Source organism: Streptomyces sp. OZ13, assembly GCF_052068155.1.
In the GTDB taxonomy this organism is placed as follows: Bacteria; Actinomycetota; Actinomycetes; order Streptomycetales; family Streptomycetaceae; genus Streptomyces.
In genome coordinates this window covers 274,069-292,371 of record NZ_JBQHCZ010000008.1, presented here as the reverse complement: position 1 = coordinate 292,371, position 18,303 = coordinate 274,069, and the positions used below count along the sequence as shown (strand labels likewise).

Here is an 18,303-nt window from a genome sequence, read left to right as displayed (position 1 = left end):
GCCCTGTGCCGTTCACCTCACGCCTCGTCCGGCTCCAGACGCAGCGAGATCGAGTTGATGCAGTACCGCTGGTCGGTCGGGGTCGGGTAGCCCTCACCCTCGAAGACGTGGCCCAGGTGCGATCCGCACCGCGCGCACCGCACCTCGGTGCGGACCATGCCGTGGGAGGTGTCGGGGACCAGTTCGACCGCGTCGGTGTCCTTCGGGTCGTAGAAGGACGGCCAGCCGCAGTGGGACTCGAACTTGGTGTCGGAGCGGAACAGCTCCGCACCGCACGCCCGGCACGAGTAGACGCCGGCCGTCCTGGTGTCCGTGTACTCGCCGACGAAGGCGGGCTCGGTCCCTGCCTGGCGCAGCACCGCGTACTCGCCCGGGGTCAGTTCCGCACGCCACTGCTCGTCCGGCTTCTCGACGTCGTACGCCATGAAACGCGCCTCCTCAGCTCGACAGGCGGGCCAGGATGTCCGGACCGAGGTCCGTGACGTCGCCCGCGCCCATGGTGAGAACGAGATCGCCGGGCTTCGCCATTCCCGCAATCACGTCGGGGACGGCGGCCTTGTCGCCGACTGCGGTGACGTCCGCGCCGGCGGCGCGAGCCGCGTCGGTGATCAGCTCGCTGGTGATGCCGGGGATCGGGTCCTCACGGGCCGGATAGATGTCGAGGACGACCGAGGCGTCCGCGAGGGCCAGCGCCTGGCCCATCTCGGTGCCCAGTTCCTGGGTGCGCGAGAACAGGTGGGGCTGGAAGACGACCAGCAGCCGGGATCCGGCCGCCGCGCCGCGCATGGCCTCGAGGTCCGCGGTCATCTCCGTCGGGTGGTGCGCGTACGAGTCGATGACCTGGACGCCGGCCGCCTCGCCCTTGAGCTGAAGGCGGCGCTTGACGCCGGTGTACGCGCCGATCGCGGAGGCCAGGTTGTGCGCCGGGATGCCGAGGGCGACACCGGCGGCGAGAGCGGCCACCGCGTTGAGCGCGTAGTGGCGGCCGGGGACGGAGACCGTGAAGGTGAGCAGACGGCCGTCCAGCAGGACGGTGACCTCGCTGGTCAGCCCGCGCGGGGTGATCTTGTGGACGCGGACGTCCGCGGTCTCCGACTCGCCGTAGGTGACGATCTTCACCGAGGAGCGGTCGCGGACCTTGCCCGTGAGTTCGACGGCTCCGGCCTGGTCGGCCGAGATCACCAGCGTGCCGCCGGGGACGATCTTGCCGGCGAAGGTCTCGAAGGATTCGTAGATCTCGTCCATCGAGGCGTAGTTGGCGTGGTGGTCCAGCTCCACGTTGAGGACGATCGCGACCTCGGGGTCGTACTTCTGGAAGCTGCGGTCGCTCTCGTCCGCCTCCGCCACGAAGATGTCGCCGTCGCCGTGCCGCGCGTTGGTGCCGGGCCCGTCGAGGTCGCCGCCGATCGCGTACGAGGGGTCGAGGCCCAGTTCCGTCAGGGCGACGGCGAGCATCGACGTCGTGGTGGTCTTGCCGTGGGTGCCCGCGACGGCGATCGAGCGCAGGCCGGTCATCAGGGAGGCGAGCGCGTCGGAGCGGTGCACGACGGGCACGGACAGCTCGGCCGCGCGCACCAGCTCCGGGTTGTCGGCGCGGATGGCGCTGGAGACGACGACGCTGGTGGCGTCGTCGGCGAGGTGCTCCGCCGCGTGCCCGATGTGCACGGTGACGCCGAGCGCGCGCAGGGCGTCGGCGGTCGCCGATTCCCTTGCGTCGCTGCCGGCGACCTTCGCGCCGCGCCGGGCGAGGATCTTGGCGATGCCCGACATGCCGGCTCCGCCGATGCCGATGAAGTGCGGGCGTTCCATCGCGCCAGGGACGGCGGGTGCCATGGTCTTCTCTCCCCAAGATGTACGACTACGTGCGGCTGCCCACCCTATTGCCTGCGGCCCTGCGCTCCGGACCCGCTCACCGCTCACTCGCTGTGCGCGAATAGCTTCAGCACCGGCACACCCACCTTGTGCCTGGCTCTGGAGGCCCAGTCGCGGTGGAAGAACTCCTCCACGTAGTGCGGCTCGGTCAGGACGATCACCTCGTCGGCGTCCGCCTCGTCGACCACCGACTTCAGCTTGTCCAGCGGGTGGTCCTCCACCAGGTGGCCGACCGCCTCGCAGCCGGCCGCGCGCAGGGCGGCCAGCGAGTGTTCCAGTGCGCGCTGCGCGGGTGCCTTGGCCTCCGCGCCCTCGGGCTCTTCGCCCTCCCGTACCGCGTCCTTCAGATCGCCGATCGCCACGTCGTCGATGGCGCGCAGCAGGACGTCGGCCTGATCACCACGCGGCTGCATCAGCACGATGAAAGAGGCGTCTTCCTCTCCGTGCAGCGTGGTGACGAATTCCACGTCCTCCGAGGTCAGGGGCTTCTCGATCATCAATACGCTTGTGAACACCTCAGGAGCCCTTCTGCGGAAACTGCGGAAACCGTCCTTCCCCGTGCCCGCACGGGGTGCGCAATCAAGTGTGCCCGTCGGACGCTAAGCGGAACGGCAGATTCCGCTAATTGCCCGAAGTCGCCTCCGGAGCCGATCCGGAAAACACCGGCTCAGAGCCGCCGGTACCGCGTGAACAGGAAGCCCGCCTCCTCCAATACGGAATCCAGTGCGAACCGTGCGGGATCCGGCAGCACCGGTCCCCCGGCGATGCGCTGGGCGTCGCCCACCGTCATCGTCGGCGACACCGTCAGGCACAGCTCATCCAGTACCCCGGCGGCGGCGAACTGACCCAGCATCCTCGGGCCGCCCTCCGTCAGCAGCCGCACAAGGCCGCGCTCCGCGAGCGCGTGCACCGCCCTGGCCGGTTCCACACCCGGCCCGTCACCCGCGACGACGACCTCCGCTCCGGCCCGCTCCGCCGCCCGCACGCGCTCCGGCGCGGCCGCCGCTCCGGTCAGCAGCAGCGTCGGCACCAGCGGCTCGGTGAACAGCGGCAGCGAGAAGTCGAGATTCAGCGAGGCGCTGACCACGGCGATCGCCGGGGCGGGGCTCTGGCCCGAGGCGGCCCGGCGCCCGGCGAAGGCGTCACGGGCGCGGGCGGGCCGGTAGCCCTCCGTACGCACCGTCTCCGCGCCCACCACCACGGCGTCGGCCAGGCCCCGCAGGGTTCCGAAGATCCGCATGTCGGCGTCGGAGGAGATCGGCTGCGAGCGCCCCTCGTGCTGGGCGGCGCCGTCCAGGGACGAGACCATGTTCGCGCGCAGCCACACGCCGGCGCCGGCGCTCCGCGCCTCGGCCGGCCCGTGCCCTGGGCTGCCGTGGGCACCCCCCTCGCCGCCCGCGGCGGCGCCCCGCTCGGGATACGCGTAGGCGTCGGCGAGGTCATCCAGCGACCACTCCCGGTCGGCGGCTGCGGTTGTCTGGTCGGTCACAGGGAACAGGCGTCGCATACGGTGCAGTCTGGCACGCGGACCCGCCCCGGCCGGGGGAGCCGGGGCCCTGGGCAAGATCCCCGGAGCAGGCCCTTACAGTTGGTTACTGTGCCGACCAGCCCGATAACCGAAGCCGTTCCCCTGTCGCTGTGCGCCCGCGAGCCGCACGTCCCGGCCGACCGCCTGGTCGCCGAGATGGTGCCGCCGCCGCGCTTCGACTCGGTCCGCTTCGAGACGTACGTGCCCGACCCGAACCAGCCCAGCCAGACCGAGGCGGTCAAGGTGCTGGGCGACTTCGCCGCGGGCCTCGGCACGGCGCACCCCGCCGGCGGCGGGAAGCGGCGCTGGTTCGCGAGGAAGGCCGCGGCGGCTCCGGCCGGTCCCCGCGGCGTCTATCTCGACGGCGGGTACGGCGTCGGCAAGACGCACCTGCTCGCATCGCTGTGGCACGCCACCCCGGCGGACCCCGCGCTCAAGGCGTTCGGCACGTTCGTCGAGCTGACCAACCTGGTCGGGGCGCTCGGCTTCCAGCAGACCGTGCAGACCCTGAGCGGGCACCGGCTGCTGTGCATCGACGAATTCGAACTGGACGATCCGGGCGACACCGTCCTCGTCTCCACGCTGCTCGGCAGGCTCGTCGACGCCGGCGTGGCACTGGCGGCGACCTCGAACACGCTGCCGGGCAAGCTCGGCGAGGGACGCTTCGCGGCCGCCGACTTCCTGCGGGAGATCCAGGGCCTGTCCGCGCACTTCCGCCCGCTGCGGATCGACGGCGAGGACTACCGTCACCGCGGGCTCCCCGAGGCCCCTCCCCCGTACTCGGACGAGCAGGTCACCAAGGCCGCGTACGCCACGAAGGACGCGTCCCTGGACGACTTCCCGAATCTGCTCGAGCATCTCGCGAAGGTGCACCCCAGCCGCTACGGAGCGCTGACCGACGGGCTGCGGGCCGTGTGCCTCACCGACGTCCGGCCCGTGCCCGACCAGTCGACCGCGCTGCGGCTGGTCGTACTCGCCGACCGACTTTACGACCGGGAGGTGCCGGTGCTCGCGTCCGGCCTGCCGTTCGACAAGCTCTTCAGTGACGAGATGCTGAACGGCGGCTACCGGAAGAAGTACTTCCGGGCGATCTCCCGGCTCACCGCGCTGGCACGCGACGCGAAGGCCTTGGTGGCGCAGTAGGTTTGGGGCCGTAACCCGATCTGAAGGGAACCATCATGGCCACCACGCGTCAGGCTCACACCGTCTGGGAAGGCAGTCTCCTCGAGGGCAAGGGTGTCGTCACCCTGGACTCGTCCGGCATCGGCGAGTACCCGGTCACCTGGGCCGCCCGGACCGAGCCCGCCGAGAGCGGCAGGACCAGCCCGGAGGAACTGATCGCGGCCGCTCACTCGAGCTGCTTCAACATGGCCTTCTCGCACGCCCTCGCCGGCGCCGGCAACCCGCCGGCCCGCCTGGAGACCAAGGCCGAGGTGACCTTCCAGCCCGGTGAGGGCATCACCGGCATCCACCTCACCGTCGAGGGCCAGGTCCCCGGCCTCGACGAGGCCGCCTTCGTCAAGGCCGCCGAGGACGCCAAGGCGAACTGCCCGGTCAGCCAGGCCCTGACCGGCACGACGATCACCCTCTCGGCGTCGCTCGTCTAACACACCGACACCTCGAGGCACAGGGGCCCGCACGGTTACATGTCGGGTTTTCTGCGTGATACACACGTGCGGGTCACCTGTCCTCCCCCATCGCCTCGGCATGGGGGTGCCCCCAGCAGGGAGTTGCCTCATGTCCGCAACACGACGTCAAGTCCTGGCCGGAACCGGTGCGGTCGGCGCCGGGATTCTCTTCAGCGGTGCGTTCTCCGAGCTCTTCGCCGGCACCGCGGCCGCCCGTGGACACGCCGGATACGGCCCGCTCGTCCCCGATCCCGACGGTCTGCTCGATCTGCCCAGAGGCTTCCGCTACAAGGTCCTGTCCCGTGAGGGCGAGCCACTGCTCTCCGGCGAAGGACCGGTCCCCGGCAACCACGACGGCATGGCCGCGTTCGCCGGCCGCCGCGGACGGACCCACCTGGTCCGCAATCACGAGAACCGGCACACCGGCAGGATCGGCGTGCCCACCGTCCCGGGCCTGACCTATGACCCGGCGGCCAAGGGCGGCTGCACGGTGCTCGAACTGGACAGCCGGGGCGAGGTCCGTTCCGAGCGGGTCGCCGTCGCCGGCACCGCCGTCAACTGCGCGGGCGGGCCCACGCCTTGGAACACCTGGCTGACCTGCGAGGAGAACGAGGACCGGGCCGGCACCAACGGCTACACCAAGGACCACGGCTTCATCTTCGAGGTCGACGGCGCCGATCCGCACCGCACCGGCGCCGTGCCGCTCACCGCGATGGGCCGCTTCCAGCACGAGGCGATCGCCGTCGACCCGCGGACCGGCATCGTGTACGAGACGGAGGACGCCTTCCAGCGCCCCTTCGGCCTCTTCTACCGTTTCCTGCCCAACAAGCCGCTGGGCGGCACCGGTTCGCTCCGCGCGGGCGGAGCACTCGAGGCGATGCGGGTGCCCGGCGTGCCGGACCTGTCCGGGATCCAGGAGACCGGAGCCTCGTTCGACGGGGTCGAATGGGTGCCCGTACCGGACAGCCAGGCGAAGGAAACGCCCATCAGGCTCCAGGACTTCGGGCCGAAGGGCATCACCCACGCGCAGAAGCTGGAGGGCTGCTACTGGGGCGGGAAGTCGGTGTACTTCGTGTCCAGTTACGCCCGCAGCTCGGAAGGGTCCGCCGGCGACCACTACGGTCAGGTGTGGAAGTACGAACCGCACCGGCGGCGCCTCACCCTGGTCATCGTCTTCGGCCCCGACACGGACATCCAGCTGCCCGGCGAGTCTCCCGACAACATCTGCCTGGCGCCCAGCGGCGGCCTGATGGTGTGCGAGGACGGCGGCGGCGAACAGCATGTGTACGGCGTCACCCGGCGCGGCCGGGTCTACCCGGCGGCCAGGAACGCCCAGAACATCGGAACGCCCGAGGAGCCCGAGTACGGCGAGTTCGCCGGTGTCGCGTTCTCGCCGGACGGGGAGACGATGTACATGAACTGCTACACGCCCGGCACGACGTTCGCGGTCACCGGACCGTGGTCCTGAGCGGCACGGTCCCGGGCCGCGCGCGGGACTGAGGTCCGCCGGAGTCAGTCCGGTGGCGGCAAGGGCTGTTCGGTCCACAGGACCTTGCCGCCGCCGGTGTAGCGGGTGCCCCAGTTCCCGGCGAATTCCGAGACGATGAACAGTCCCCGCCCGCCCTCGTCGACCGTGCGCGCGTGGCGCAGGTGCGGGGAGACCGAACTGGCGTCGTGCACCTCGCAGGTGAGCGTGTCGCTGCGGATGATCCGCAGTCGCAGCGGCGGCGTTCCGTAGCGCACGGCGTTGGTCACCAGCTCGCTGACGATCAGCTCGGTGCCGAAGGCCGTCTCGTCGTCGACGCCCCAGGCGCCGAGGAGATCTCGGGCGAAGGTCCTGGCGAGGGCGGGTGCCGTCGGCTCGTGGGGCAGTTCCAGCTCGGCCACATGGTCCGCGACGACGCTGCCCGTACGCGCGAGGAGGAGTGCGATCCCTTCGGGGCCCGCGTCCGCCGGCAGGGTGTAGGCGACGGCGTCGCAGAGTTCGGCGAGTTCGTGGTCCGGGTGGGCGAGGGCCTTCCTGGCGGGCCTCGCGAGGGTCCCGCCGTGATCGAGCCCGCCGGTGTAGAAGGCGAGCAGGCTGCCCTCTTCGAGGGTGACGGTGGTGACCGGGCACGGCGCGGTGTCGAAGGAGCCGAGCATCGGCCCCTCGGCCACGTCGGGTGTCGACGCGCTGCCGTCCGGGCGGACGACGAGCGGCGCCGGGTGTCCGGCGCGGGCGACGGCGCAGACGCGGGTGAAGGGGTCGTACACGGCGTAGGTGCAGGTGGCCGTCAACGGCTGCCGGTGCAGCGGGTCCCCCGGTGGCAGCGCCGCGCGTTCCCGGGCCAGCCGGTTGGCGGTGTCGTTGAGCCTGGCCAGCAGTTCGTCGGGCTCGAGGTCCAGCGCGGCCAACGCGTTGATGACCATACGCAACTGACCCATCGCCGCCGCGGCCTGGATGCCCTCCCCGCTGACGTCGCCCACGACCAGCGCCGTCCGGGCCCCGGACAGCCCGATGGTGTCGAACCAGCAGCCGCTCTTGTGCCCGGACAGGTACAGGTGCGCGGTCTCGACGGCCGGTCCCGCGGCGGTCCTCGGCGGCAGCAGCCGGCGCTGGACGGTGGAGGCGACGGTGTGGTCGTACTCGTACCTGCGGGCGTTGTCGATGCTGAGCGCGGTGTGGGCGGCCAGGCTGAGCACCAGGGTCCGGTCCGCCTCCTCGAAAGGCTCGGCGTCGTCGCACCGGTAGAGGGTGACCAGCCCGAGCGGGGCGCCCCGCACCGACAGCGGCGCCACGATCATGGAACGGGCGCCGGCCGCCCGGATCGCCCTGGCCAGGCCGGGGTCCGCCCTCAGCCAGGGCGCGTCCCGGTCCAGGGCGACGAGCCGCGGCTGGAAGTCGGCGAGCACCCTGCCGTACGGGGTGAGGTCGGGCAGACCCCGCACGTCGCCCACGGGCCGCGCCGGCACCGCGGCCTCGTCGCAACTGCGGAAGGCGGCTCGCCGGAGCGGGACGTCCCGCTCCGGCGGACCGGCGAGGGGGACGGTGCCGCGCAGCACGTCGTCCAGCACGTCGACCACGGCGATGTCGGCGTACGCCGGTACGACGGCCGAGGCGAACGCCTCCGCCGTCGCCGTCACGTCGAGCGTCCGGCCCACGGCCTCCCGCACCGCGGCGAGGGCCGCCTTGCGCCTACGGGCCTTCTCACGCTGGGTGACATCGGCCATACAGACCAGCACCCGCCCGAGTGGACGGCCGTGGGAGTCGTCGAGGCGGTAGGCCTCCATGAGAAAGCTGCGCGCGGGGCCCTCCTCGTCGACGCGACGCCCACGGAACACCTGCTCCTTCACCGGCCTGCCGCTGATCAGCACTTCCCGGAGCAGGCTCTCCACCGCGTGCGGCTCGTCGAGCCGGTAGGCCTCGGTGAACGGCCGGCCCAGGAAGGCGCCCGCGACGTCCGCCGCCGCGTCCGGGCCGTCGGCCCGGACGACGGTCAGCTGGTCGTCGAGCACATGGAGGGCACCCGCCGATCTGGCGAACAGCACCTCCAGAACGGCCGCGGCAAGGGTGTCCTCCGCGGGTGCGGTGTGGTTCGGGGCGTCGGCATCCGACACGGTTTCACCACCTTCGGAGGCTGCTCACGACAGCGCGGCCTGCTGTGCGGGTCCGGTCCACGCCAAGCTAAGCGCAATCACGGGGCCGAGCACCTTTTCCCCGGCCCTTTCCAGCACGCGCCGTGGCCGCCGGGGCGGTCACGGCGCCGCCGGAACTGCGGGGCCGGCCAGGGGCGATCACACGGGCGACCGGACGGTGTCACTCGACGACGATCTCGACCGGCAGGTTTCCGCGGGTGGCCTTCGAGTAGGGGCAGTACGCGTGGGTCTTCTTCAGCAGCTCCTCGCCGACCTCGCCCTGGAGGTGGTCGGGAAGCTCGACACGCATGATCACGGACAGCCCGAAACCGCCGTCGGTGTCCTTGCCGATGCTGACCTCGGCGGTCACGGAGGCGTCCTTGACGTCGATCTTCTCCTGGCGGCCTATGGCGCCCATGGCGCTGGCGAAGCAGGCGGCGTACCCGGCGGCGAAGAGCTGCTCGGGGTTGGTGCCCTGTCCGTTGCCGCCGAGGGCCGCGGGGAAGGCGAGCGGAAGGTCGATCTGGCCGTCGGAGCTGACGGCACGGCCCTCGCGGCCGTTGGCGGTGGCGACAGCGGTGTAGATGGCGTCCATGGGGTGCATCCCTCTTCGTCGTGGTCGGGAACCGATGACCCAAATCAAAGCACACAATTAAATTGAGCACAACTTAATTGGCCGCCGCTTGGTAGGGTGGGAGCATGGAGAAGAAGACACTGGCGGACGTCCCGGACGAGGACTTCCTCCGCCTCGAACACCAGATCTGCTTCTCGCTGCACGCCGCGTCCCGGGCGTTCAACGGCGTGTACCGCACGGTCCTGAAGGACCTCGGCCTCACGTATCCGCAGTACCTGGTGATGCTGGTCCTCTGGGAACACGGCGAACTGCCCGTCAAGGAGATCGGCGAACACCTGCGTCTGGACTCCGGGACGCTGTCCCCCCTGCTGAAACGCCTCGAAGCGTCGGGCTACGTGGAACGCCGGCGCAGCACGGAGGACGAACGCTCGGTGACGGCCCGGCCGACGGAGGCGGGGCGCGCGCTGCGCGAGAAGGCACTCGGCATGCCGCGGCGGATCGCGGAGGCGACGGGGCTGACACCGGCACGGATCCGCGCGCTGCGCGAGGAGCTGGACGCCCTGACGCGGACGCTGGACGCGGCGGGTGCGTAACCGGGGGCTCCGCCCCCGGACCCGGGCCTCGAACGCCGGCCGGGCCGAGGTTGCTCGGCAACCTCGGCCCGGCCGGCGGCCCTGGTCCGGGAAGGGACGGGTCGGGAACACGCCCCGCGCGGCGGGCCCGCACCCGCGTCCCCTACTTCACCGACCCCGCCATCACCCCCTGCACGAAGTGCCTCTGGAAAGCGAAGAAGACGACCAGCGGTACCACCAGTGACAGGAACGCCCCCGGCGCCAGCACCCCGATGTTGCTGCCGAACTGCCGCATCTGGGACTGCAGCGCCACCGTCAGCGGCTGCGACTCGCTGTCCGCGAAGAGCAGCGCGACGAGCATGTCGTTCCAGACCCAGAGGAACTGGAAGATCGCCAGGCTCGCGAGGGCCGGGCGGCCCAGCGGCAGGACGAGGCGGGAGAAGATCCGCCACTCCCCGCCGCCGTCCATCCGCGCCGCCTCCAGCATCTCCCTCGGGATCTCCGCGAAGTAGTTGCGCAGCAGGAAGATGGCGAACGGCAGCCCGTACGCGACGTGGAAGAGGATGACGCCCGCGACCGTGCCGAACAGGCCCACCGCGCCGAAGAGCTTGGCCACCGGCAGCAGACCTATCTGCACCGGCACGACCAGCAGGCCGACGACCACGAGGAAGACCGCGTCACGGCCGGGGAAGTCCAGCCAGGCGAAGGCGTATCCGGCGAGCGCCGCGATGCCGACGACCAGCAGGGTGGCGGGGACCGAGATCAGGACGGTGTTCCAGAAGGCGCCGGCGATGCCGGAGTCCTCGAAGAGCGCGGTGTAGTTGTCGAGGGACAGCTGCGAGGGGTCGGTGAGCGCCGTCCACCAGCCGTCGGACGCGTTGTCGCGTTCGGACCGCAGGGAGGAGAGGAACAGTCCCGCCAGCGGGGTGATCCAGATGAGTGCGACGACGATCAGTACGGCCTGGACGGCTCCGCTGCCCAGCCATTTCGCGAGCCGGCCCCGGCGGCGGGGGCGTCCGGGCGGGGAGGGCCGGACGGGACGGGCCGCGGCGGCCCGCTCCGTGGGCGGGCGCTCGACGGTGGTGCGGGCGCTCATGATCGGCTCCTTCTGAAGCGCCGGACGTTGAAGATCATGGCCGGTACGACCAGCAGGAGCAGCAGGACGCTCAGGGCGCTGCCGAGCCCTTGGTCGTTGCCGCCGCCGAAGGACACCAGCCACATCCGGGTGGCCAGCACATTGGCCTCTTCCTGGACCGGTCCGGGCGCGATGATGTAGACGAGGTCGAAGACCTTCATCACGTTGATGACCAGCGTCACGAAGACGACCGTGAGCACCGGCGCCAGCAGCGGCACGGTGATCCTTCGGAAGATCTGGCCTTCGGTGGCGCCGTCCATCCGGGCCGCCTCCAGCGCGTCGCGCGGGATGGCGGCGAGCCCGGCGCCGATGAGCACCATCGCGAAGCCGGTCCACACCCACAGGTAGGCGCCGATGATGGCCGGGGTGACGAGCGCCGGCCCGAGCCAGTTGACGCCCTGGTAGGGGGCGGCGAAGTTCGACGCGGGCAGCCGGACGGTGTACTCGCCGTCGGCCAGGCCGTCGAAGCGGAAGGATCCGTCGGCGGCGGTGGTGGCCGTGGCGGCGACCTTGCCGTCGCGGACGGCTTCGACGGTCATGCCGGGCAGGCCCTTCTCCGCCGGATCGACCTTGCCCTGGGTGCCGCCGCCGCCCGGTACGAAGTCGAGGTAGGCGACGCCGCCGATCCCGTCCCCGCCGGCCGGGGCGCTGGCGGGCCGCGCCTCAGCGGGGACCGCGTCGGGCGCGACGCCGACGAAGCCGAGGCTGACCGGACTGCCGGGGCGGACGGTGTCCTCCGTGCTGTACGGGCCGCCTGCCTTTCCGGTGAGGCCCGACTGCTCGCGGACGCGGGCGGTCGGGTAGGCGGCCGGGTCCTCGAACGCGTCATGGGCGGCGACGACCACCGCGTTGAGGACGCCGCGGTCCGGGTTCTGCTCGTAGGCGAGCCGGAAGATGATGCCCGCGGCGAGGAACGAGACGGCCATGGGCAGGAAGAGCACCAGCTTGAAGGCGGTCGCCCAGCGGACCTTCTCGGTGAGGACGGCCAGCATCAGCCCGAGGCCGGTCAGCAGGACCGGCGCCACCACGACCCAGATGGTGCTGTTGCGGATGGCCTTGAGGGTGGCGGGGTCCTGGAAGATCTCCGTGTAGTTCGCCGCGCCGACGAACTGCTCGCCGCTCGCGTCGAACAGGCTCCGTCCGACGGAGAAGAGGACGGGGTAGACGACCAGCGCACCGAGCAGCAGCACGGCCGGCAGGACGAACAGGACCGCGAGGCGGCGTTTTCTGCGCTGGGCCCGGCGCCGCGCGTCGAGCGCGGTGCCGGCCTTGGGAGCGCGGGCCCGGGGGGCCCGTTCCTTGAGGGTGTCGGCCATGGCGGCTGCCTCAGTTCCCGTACGCCTTGGCGGCCGCGGCCTCGAGCTTCGCCGCGGTGGCCTTCGGGTTCGACGGGTCGCGCAGGAAGTCCTGGAGGAGCTTCCACTCGCCGGCGCCCTTCGTACCGCCGAACGCGGCGGGCGCCTGGTCGGACATGTCGAAGCGGACCGAGTCGCCCGCCCCGACGAGGGATTCGGCGGTGGAGCGGGTGGTCTCGTCGCCGTAGGCGTCGAGGCTGACGTCCTTGTTGGGCGACAGGAATCCACCGGCCCCGGCCCAGATCTCGGCCGCCTCCGGGGTGGCGAGGAACTCCAGGAGCTTCATGCCGGCCTTGCTGTTCTTGCCGTCCTTGAGGACGACGGCGGCGTCGCCGCCGCTGACGACCGGGGCCTCGCCCCCGCCGACGGCGGGGAACGGGAAGAAGGCGGCGTCCTCACCGAGCTTGCGGCCGAACTCGTCCTTGGCTATGCCGCCGACGAAGTCTCCCTCGTAGACCATGCCCGCCTTGGGTTCGGGGCCGAAGACCTGCTCGACGGAGGACGGGAAGTCGGTCTGCAGCGCCGCCTTCGCACCGCCCGCGACGAGCTGGTCGTCCTTGAACAGTTCGCCGAGCGTGGTCAGCGCCTTGACGACGCTCTCGTCGGTCCACTTGAGCTCGTGCCGTGCGAGCCGGTCGTACTTCTCGGGTCCGGCCTGGGAGAGGTAGATGTTCTCGAACCAGTCGGTCAGCGTCCAGCCGTCCTCACCGGCGACGGAGAAGGCGGGCTTGCCGGAGTCGGCGAGTGTGCGGCCTGTCTTGAGGAGGTCCTCGTAGGTCTTGGGGGCGCTGACGCCGGCCTGGGTGAACGCCTCGGGGCTGTACCAGACGGTGGACTTGTGGGCGGCCTTGAAGTAGAGGCCGTAGTACGTCTTGTCGACCGTGCCGTAGTTCTTCCACACCGGGGCGAGGCCCGCGGTGGCCGTCTTCGCGGTCTTGTCGGACAGCGGCTCGAGCCAGCCCTCCTTCGCGAACTGCTGAAGGACGCCGACCTGCGGCACCATCACGACGTCCGGTGCGTTGCCGCCCTCGATCTTGCTGCCGACGAAGGTGGAGACGTTGTCGCCGGAGGGCACGAAGACGGTCTTGGCGCCGGTCTTCTCGCTGAAGGCGTCCAGCACCTTCTTGAAGTTCTTCTGTTCGCTGCCGGTCCAGACGCCGGCCACGGTGACGGTCTGGCCGCTGAGCTCGCCGCCGCTCGCGGTTCCGGTGGTGCCGCCGCAGGCGGTGGCGCCGAGGGCGAGGCCGAGCACCGCGGAGGCGGCGGCCGTCGTGCGCCGGGTGGTGGTGCTGCCGATGCGTCGCATGGTGAGTCCTTCCGAGGGAGAACGGGGATCAGGAAGCGGGGTGGTCGCCGGTCCACCAGGCGGCGGTCGCTCCGGGGAGCACACCGTCCGGGCAGGGACCGCTGGAGAGCAGGGGTGTTCCGGTCACGGGCGCGGGGACCGGCTCGGTGCCGAAGTTGACCGCGCAGATCAGGCCGTCGCCGCGGGCCATCGCGAGGACCTGCGGGGGCGCGTCCAGCCAGCGGAGCGTGCCTTCGCCCAACTGCGGGAGGCTGCGGCGCAGTTGCAGGCCGTCGCGGTACAGGTGCCAGAAGGATCGGGTGTCGGCCAGGGCCCGGTCGGTGGCGTGTTCCGCGAACCACTCGGGCTGCGGGAGCCACGGCCGGGCCCCGGCCACGCCCTGGCTGAAGCCGAACGGGGAAGCGTGGCCGGACCAGGGCAGCGGGACACGGCAGCCGTCGCGGATGCGCTTGCGGCTGCCGGTGCGGTGGAAGATCGGGTCGGTGAGCACCTCGTCGGGCAGGTCGAGCACCTCGGGCAGGCCGAGCTCCTCACCCTGGTAGACGTAGGCGGCGCCGGGCAGCGCGAGCATCAGCAGGGCGGCGGCGCGGGCGCGGGCGGCGCCGAGTCCGCTGGCCTCGACGCCGGGCTCGCCGGCGTAGCGGGTGACGGTGCGGACCTGGTCGTGGTTGTTGAGGACCCAGGTGACGGTCGAGCCGGTGCCGGCGATGTCGCGTATCGCCTCGTCGATCGTCGAGCGGAAGGCGTCGGCGTCCCAGGGGGCGGAGAGCAGGTCGAAGAAGAAGGCCTGGTGCAGCTCGTCGGGGCGGACGTACTCGGCGTGTTCCCGGGCGGTGGGTACGGAGACCTCGCCTACGAGCAGCCGGTCGTGGCCGTCACGGGCGGCGTACTCCTCGCACACCGACCGCCAGCGGCGCCACACGTCGTGGACCTCCGGCTGGTTCCAGGCCAGCGGGTTGACCGAGTCGCGGGAGCGCTCGTCGGCGAACGGGTCGTCGGAGTCGGGGAGCGCGGGGTGCTTGAACAGTCCGGCGGCGACATCGATGCGGAAGCCGTCGACGCCGCGGTCCAGCCAGAAGCGCAGCACCTGTTCGAAATCGTCGCCGACGGCCGGGTCGCGCCAGTTGAGGTCGGGCTGCTCGGGGGTGAAGAGGTGGAGGTACCACTCCCCCGGCGTACCGTCGGGTTCGGTGACGCGGCTCCAGGCGGGGCCGCCGAACATGGCGCGCCAGTTGTTGGGCGGCTCTGTCCCGTCGGGGCCTCGGCCGGGCGCGAAGTGGAAGCGGGAGCGGGCGGCGCCGCCGGGGCCGGCGGCGAGCGCCTCGCGGAACCACGGGTGCTCGCTGGAGCAGTGGTTGGGGACGATGTCGAGCAGCAGTTTCAGTCCGAGGCGGCGGGCGTCGGCCACCAGTCGGTCGAACTCGGCGAGGTCGCCGTAGACGGGATCGACGTCCTGGTAGTCCGCGACGTCGTAGCCGTGGTCGTGCTGCGGCGAGGGGTAGAAGGGGCTGAGCCAGATGCCGTCGACGCCCAGCTTCCTGAGGTAGGGAAGCCCGGCCCGGACGCCGGCCAGGTCGCCGATGCCGTCCCCGGTGCTGTCGAGGAAGCTGCGGACGTAGACCTGGTAGATCACCGCGTCGCGCCACCACGGTTCAGGTGTGGAGGCAGGGCGGGAGGGCCGGCCGATGCCGGCCGGAAGCGTGCTGAGCATCTCGCGTCGACCTGTTTCTGCTGAATGCGAGAGCGCCCCGGACCGGGTGCGCTGTTATGCATGCATGTTAAGTAGCGGTGACTGGAAGGTGTCAACGATGCTTCCGGAAACCGTCGAAAGGTGGGGTGGTTTGTACGGCAATGCCCAGGTGTCAAAAAGAGAGCCTCTACTTAACATGTAAGTAGAGGCTCTCCGGAACGGACGGGAGGTGGGGCGTGAGTGGGTCAGCCCCTGCGGGAGATCGTCCCCAGCTCGCGCGCGAGCCGCGCGACGGCCTCGGCAGGCGTCTGCCGCAGCGCCATGACGTCCTGCGCCACCGCCTGCACCGCCAGGCTGACCTGGTCGTAGCGCGGACTCTTGGGGCGCGGCACCGCCGACAGCACGCTCTGGCGCAGCGTCGGCAGATAGGGATGGGCCTTGATCAGCTCCGGGTCCTCGTACAGCGCGGCGCGCACCGGCGGCAGCGAGCCCTCGGTGAGAACCTGCCGCTGCACCCGCTCACTGGTGAGGTAGGCGATCAGGTCCGCGGCCGACGCCGGGTGCCGCGAGTGGGCGCTGACGGCGAGGTTGGAGCCGCCCAGCACACTGGTGCCGGGCCCGTCGGGCCCGGGCAGCGGCACCGCGCCGAACTTCCCCGCCACCTTCGAGCCCTCGGCGCCGGCGTCCGCGTACACATAGGGCCAGTTCCGCAGGAAGAGCAGCCGGCCGTCCTGGAACGCCTGCCGCGACTCCTCCTCCTTGTAGCCGAGAGCCTCCCGGGGGATCCACCCCTGACGCACCCCGTCGGCGAGGAACGTCAGCCCGGCCCTCGCCGCGGCGGAGTCCACGGTGACCCGCTCCCCGTCGTCCCGCAGGATCGACCCGCCCGCGGAGTGCACGGCCTCCGCGACGTTGACGGTGAGCCCCTCGTAGGGCAGGAACTGGCCGGCGTACCCGTCCAGGCCGTACTTCGGGGCGATCGTACGGGCCTGCCGGGCCAGCTCGGCCCAGGTGCGCGGGGGCTCGACACCCTCCCGTTCGAGGATGTCCTTGCGGTAGTAGAGCAGCCCGGCGTTGGTGACGTACGGGACCGCGAACAGCCGCCCGTCGAAGGTGGCCGTGTCGACGACCGGCCGCAGGAAACTGTCGAGCGGGAACCGGTCGCGCTCCAGCGGGGAGATCCACCCCGCCGCCGCGAACTCGGAGGTCCATGCCACGTCGATGTTCAGTACGTCGAAGCGGTCGCTGCCGGAACGCAGCTCGCTGGTCATCTGCGCCCGGGTCTCGTCCGCCGAGTCGGGCAGTTCGACGAGGGTGACCCGCTCGTCCGGGTGGGCGCGGTTCCAGTCGTCGAGGAGAGGCGAGAGGTAGTCGGTGAGATCGCCCGCCGTCGCCAGCGTCATCGGTCCGCGGCCCTGAGGGTCCACGCCACCGGCGCGGGCGCCGAAACCGGCATACCCCGCCAGCAGCACCGCCACGACCAGGAGAGCTCTACCCGCGGCACGCATCCACCGCATAGGTTCCTCCCGGTGCACGATCCGGCTGCGTCGCCGACCATCGGGCCCTATATATACCCGTTAGGCATGGGCGATACTAGACGTCCAGGCGGACCGGACAGGTGCCATGGGCCACACGCCCGCCGCCCGGCCAACAGGAAACTACGTCAGCGGGAGAGAGGGGGGAGCGTGCGGCTGCCGCTCCTGGCACTGCTCACCCGTGGCCCGGCACATGGTTACGAGCTGAAGCAGGACCTTGAGAAGCTCCTGGGCGCCGCGTACCCTCAGCCGAACGTCGGCCAGATCTACGTCACCCTCGGCCGCCTGGAGAAGAGCGGGCTGATCGACGGCGAGGACGTCGAGCAGTCGGGCCGGCCCAACAAGCGCACGTACCGGCTGACCGACGCCGGGCGTGAGGCGGTGCAGGCCTGGTTCGAGGAGACCACCGACGAGCCGCGCGTGCGGGACGAGTTCTTCATGAAGCTCGCCCTGGCGCCCGAGTCGGGGCTCGCGGACCCGGTCGCCCTGATCAACAAGCAGCGGCGGCAGTATCTCAACACCATGCGGGACCTGTCGAAGCTGGCCGCCGCCGAGGACCGGGACAACCGGATCTCCCAACTGCTGATCGAGGGCGCGATGCTGCACCTGCAGGCCGACCTGGACTGGCTGGAGCGCTGTCAGGAGGAGCTGGAATGAGCCACGACGCGGCTTCCGGCGACCGCCGCGGGCACGGCACGGCGCCCGTACTAGGGCCGGACGCGGCCGCCGGGACGGCGGACGACGGGCGCGGCAGCGCGCCGATCGTGCGCGCGGAGGGCCTGACCAAGACGCACCACGGCGAAGGCGCGCCGGTCCACGCGGTACGGGGTGTGGACCTGACCGTCCGGCCGGGCGAGTTCGTCGCCGTCACCGGGCCCTCCGGCGCCGGGAAGTCGACACTGCTGCATCTGATCGGCGGCCTCCAGCGGCCCGACAGCGGAAAACTCTGGCTCGACGGCCGCCGTGTCGACGAGTACCGCGAGGCCCGCTGGGCGGTGCTGCGGCGGCGCAGCATCGGCGTCGTCTTCCAATTCTTCAACCTGGTCTCCAACCTGACCGTCGCCGACAACGTCGAACTTCCCGCGCTGCTCGCCGGCGCCTCGCCCAGGGCCGCCCGCGAGTCCCGGGCCGAACTGCTCGCCGAGCTCGGCCTCGAAGGCCGGGAGAAGTCCATGCCCGGCGAGCTCTCCGGCGGCGAACAGCAGCGCGTCGCGCTGGCCCGCGCCCTGGTCAACCACCCCGCCCTGCTCCTCGCCGACGAACCGGCCGGCAGTCTCGACAGCAAGGGCACACGCGAGGTGCTGCGGCTGCTGTCCCGTTTCCACCAGCGGGGACAGACGATCCTGATGGTCACCCACGACGCCCGGATGGCCAGCGCCGCCGACCGCGTCATCAGCTTCTTCGACGGACGGATCGCCGACGACGCACAGCTCGGCGGCGGCCACCGCGGCCCGGCCGGCGGAGTGTCCGGCGTGCTCGAACTGAAGGAATGA

The 18,303-nt window shown here is 71.4% G+C and carries 17 protein-coding genes; 6 read left to right on the top strand and 11 right to left on the bottom strand.

Annotation, left to right across the window (positions count from 1 at the left end; genetic code table 11):
• Nucleotides 1-17: 17 nt before the first annotated feature.
• From msrB to ACTMTU_RS20440, 4 genes are all read right to left on the bottom strand, one after another.
• A complete protein-coding gene (gene msrB, locus ACTMTU_RS20455; RefSeq protein WP_441264936.1) occupies nt 18-425 on the bottom strand; it encodes a peptide-methionine (R)-S-oxide reductase MsrB in 408 nt (135 codons plus the stop codon).
• Nucleotides 426-438: 13 nt separating this feature from the next.
• Nucleotides 439-1,833: a UDP-N-acetylmuramate--L-alanine ligase gene (gene murC, locus ACTMTU_RS20450; protein ID WP_441264935.1), complete on the bottom strand. Its 1,395-nt coding sequence runs from the start codon at nt 1,831-1,833 to the stop codon at nt 439-441.
• A gap of 83 nt (nt 1,834-1,916) precedes the next feature.
• A complete protein-coding gene (locus ACTMTU_RS20445) occupies nt 1,917-2,387 on the bottom strand; it encodes an indole-3-glycerol phosphate synthase (protein WP_441264934.1) in 471 nt (156 codons plus the stop codon).
• Nucleotides 2,388-2,539: 152 nt separating this feature from the next.
• Complete coding sequence (locus ACTMTU_RS20440; protein ID WP_441264933.1) at nt 2,540-3,379, bottom strand: pyrimidine reductase family protein; 840 nt, start codon at nt 3,377-3,379, stop codon at nt 2,540-2,542.
• 81 nt (nt 3,380-3,460) lie between these two features.
• Here ACTMTU_RS20440 and zapE point away from each other — a divergent pair, with 81 nt between their 5' ends.
• The 3 genes from zapE (at nt 3,461) to ACTMTU_RS20425 (ending at nt 6,496) form a co-directional block, all read left to right on the top strand.
• Nucleotides 3,461-4,543 (top strand): cell division protein ZapE, encoded by a 1,083-nt coding sequence (gene zapE, locus ACTMTU_RS20435; RefSeq protein ID WP_441264932.1) that lies wholly within the window; start codon nt 3,461-3,463, stop codon nt 4,541-4,543.
• Nucleotides 4,544-4,578: 35 nt separating this feature from the next.
• Nucleotides 4,579-5,007 carry an OsmC family protein gene (locus ACTMTU_RS20430; protein ID WP_441264931.1) on the top strand — a complete coding sequence of 143 codons (429 nt, stop codon included), beginning with the start codon at nt 4,579-4,581 and terminating at the stop codon, nt 5,005-5,007.
• 100 nt (nt 5,008-5,107) lie between these two features.
• Nucleotides 5,108-6,496, top strand: a complete 1,389-nt coding sequence (locus tag ACTMTU_RS20425) for an alkaline phosphatase PhoX (RefSeq protein WP_441264930.1) — start codon at nt 5,108-5,110, stop codon at nt 6,494-6,496.
• Between the two features lie 44 nt (nt 6,497-6,540).
• On the opposite strand, the gene ACTMTU_RS20420 is transcribed toward ACTMTU_RS20425, so the two are convergent.
• Together ACTMTU_RS20420 and ACTMTU_RS20415 are read right to left on the bottom strand one after the other, a co-directional pair.
• Nucleotides 6,541-8,625, bottom strand: a complete 2,085-nt coding sequence (locus tag ACTMTU_RS20420; protein WP_441264929.1) for a SpoIIE family protein phosphatase — start codon at nt 8,623-8,625, stop codon at nt 6,541-6,543.
• A gap of 199 nt (nt 8,626-8,824) precedes the next feature.
• Nucleotides 8,825-9,238, bottom strand: coding sequence for an organic hydroperoxide resistance protein (locus ACTMTU_RS20415; RefSeq protein ID WP_441264928.1), 414 nt, complete (start codon nt 9,236-9,238; stop codon nt 8,825-8,827).
• Between the two features lie 104 nt (nt 9,239-9,342).
• On the opposite strand from ACTMTU_RS20415, the gene ACTMTU_RS20410 reads away from it, so the two are divergent.
• A complete protein-coding gene (locus ACTMTU_RS20410; RefSeq protein ID WP_441264927.1) occupies nt 9,343-9,810 on the top strand; it encodes a MarR family winged helix-turn-helix transcriptional regulator in 468 nt (155 codons plus the stop codon).
• A 142-nt stretch (nt 9,811-9,952) separates the two neighbouring features.
• Here the strand turns inward: ACTMTU_RS20410 and ACTMTU_RS20405 are convergent, their stop codons facing one another.
• From ACTMTU_RS20405 to ACTMTU_RS20385, 5 genes are all read right to left on the bottom strand, one after another.
• On the bottom strand, nt 9,953-10,885 hold the full coding sequence (locus ACTMTU_RS20405; RefSeq protein ID WP_441264926.1) for a carbohydrate ABC transporter permease: 933 nt from the start codon (nt 10,883-10,885) through the stop codon (nt 9,953-9,955).
• Nucleotides 10,882-12,240, bottom strand: a complete 1,359-nt coding sequence (locus ACTMTU_RS20400) for an ABC transporter permease subunit (RefSeq protein WP_441264925.1) — start codon at nt 12,238-12,240, stop codon at nt 10,882-10,884. Before ACTMTU_RS20400 ends, ACTMTU_RS20405 begins: the two co-directional genes overlap by 4 nt.
• A 10-nt stretch (nt 12,241-12,250) precedes the next feature.
• A complete protein-coding gene (locus ACTMTU_RS20395; RefSeq protein WP_441264924.1) occupies nt 12,251-13,585 on the bottom strand; it encodes an ABC transporter substrate-binding protein in 1,335 nt (444 codons plus the stop codon).
• A gap of 28 nt (nt 13,586-13,613) precedes the next feature.
• Entirely contained in the window at nt 13,614-15,296 is a 1,683-nt protein-coding gene (locus tag ACTMTU_RS20390; protein WP_441264923.1) for a glycoside hydrolase family 13 protein, read from the bottom strand.
• A 224-nt stretch (nt 15,297-15,520) separates the two neighbouring features.
• The gene (locus ACTMTU_RS20385) at nt 15,521-16,792 is read right to left on the bottom strand and encodes an ABC transporter substrate-binding protein (RefSeq protein WP_441264922.1); all 1,272 of its coding nucleotides are present in this window, start codon (nt 16,790-16,792) and stop codon (nt 15,521-15,523) included.
• A gap of 168 nt (nt 16,793-16,960) precedes the next feature.
• Between ACTMTU_RS20385 and ACTMTU_RS20380 the strand changes: the two genes are divergently transcribed.
• Nucleotides 16,961-17,467 carry a PadR family transcriptional regulator gene (locus ACTMTU_RS20380; RefSeq protein WP_005310452.1) on the top strand — a complete coding sequence of 169 codons (507 nt, stop codon included), beginning with the start codon at nt 16,961-16,963 and terminating at the stop codon, nt 17,465-17,467.
• Complete coding sequence (locus ACTMTU_RS20375; protein WP_441264921.1) at nt 17,464-18,303, top strand: ABC transporter ATP-binding protein; 840 nt, start codon at nt 17,464-17,466, stop codon at nt 18,301-18,303. Before ACTMTU_RS20380 ends, ACTMTU_RS20375 begins: the two co-directional genes overlap by 4 nt.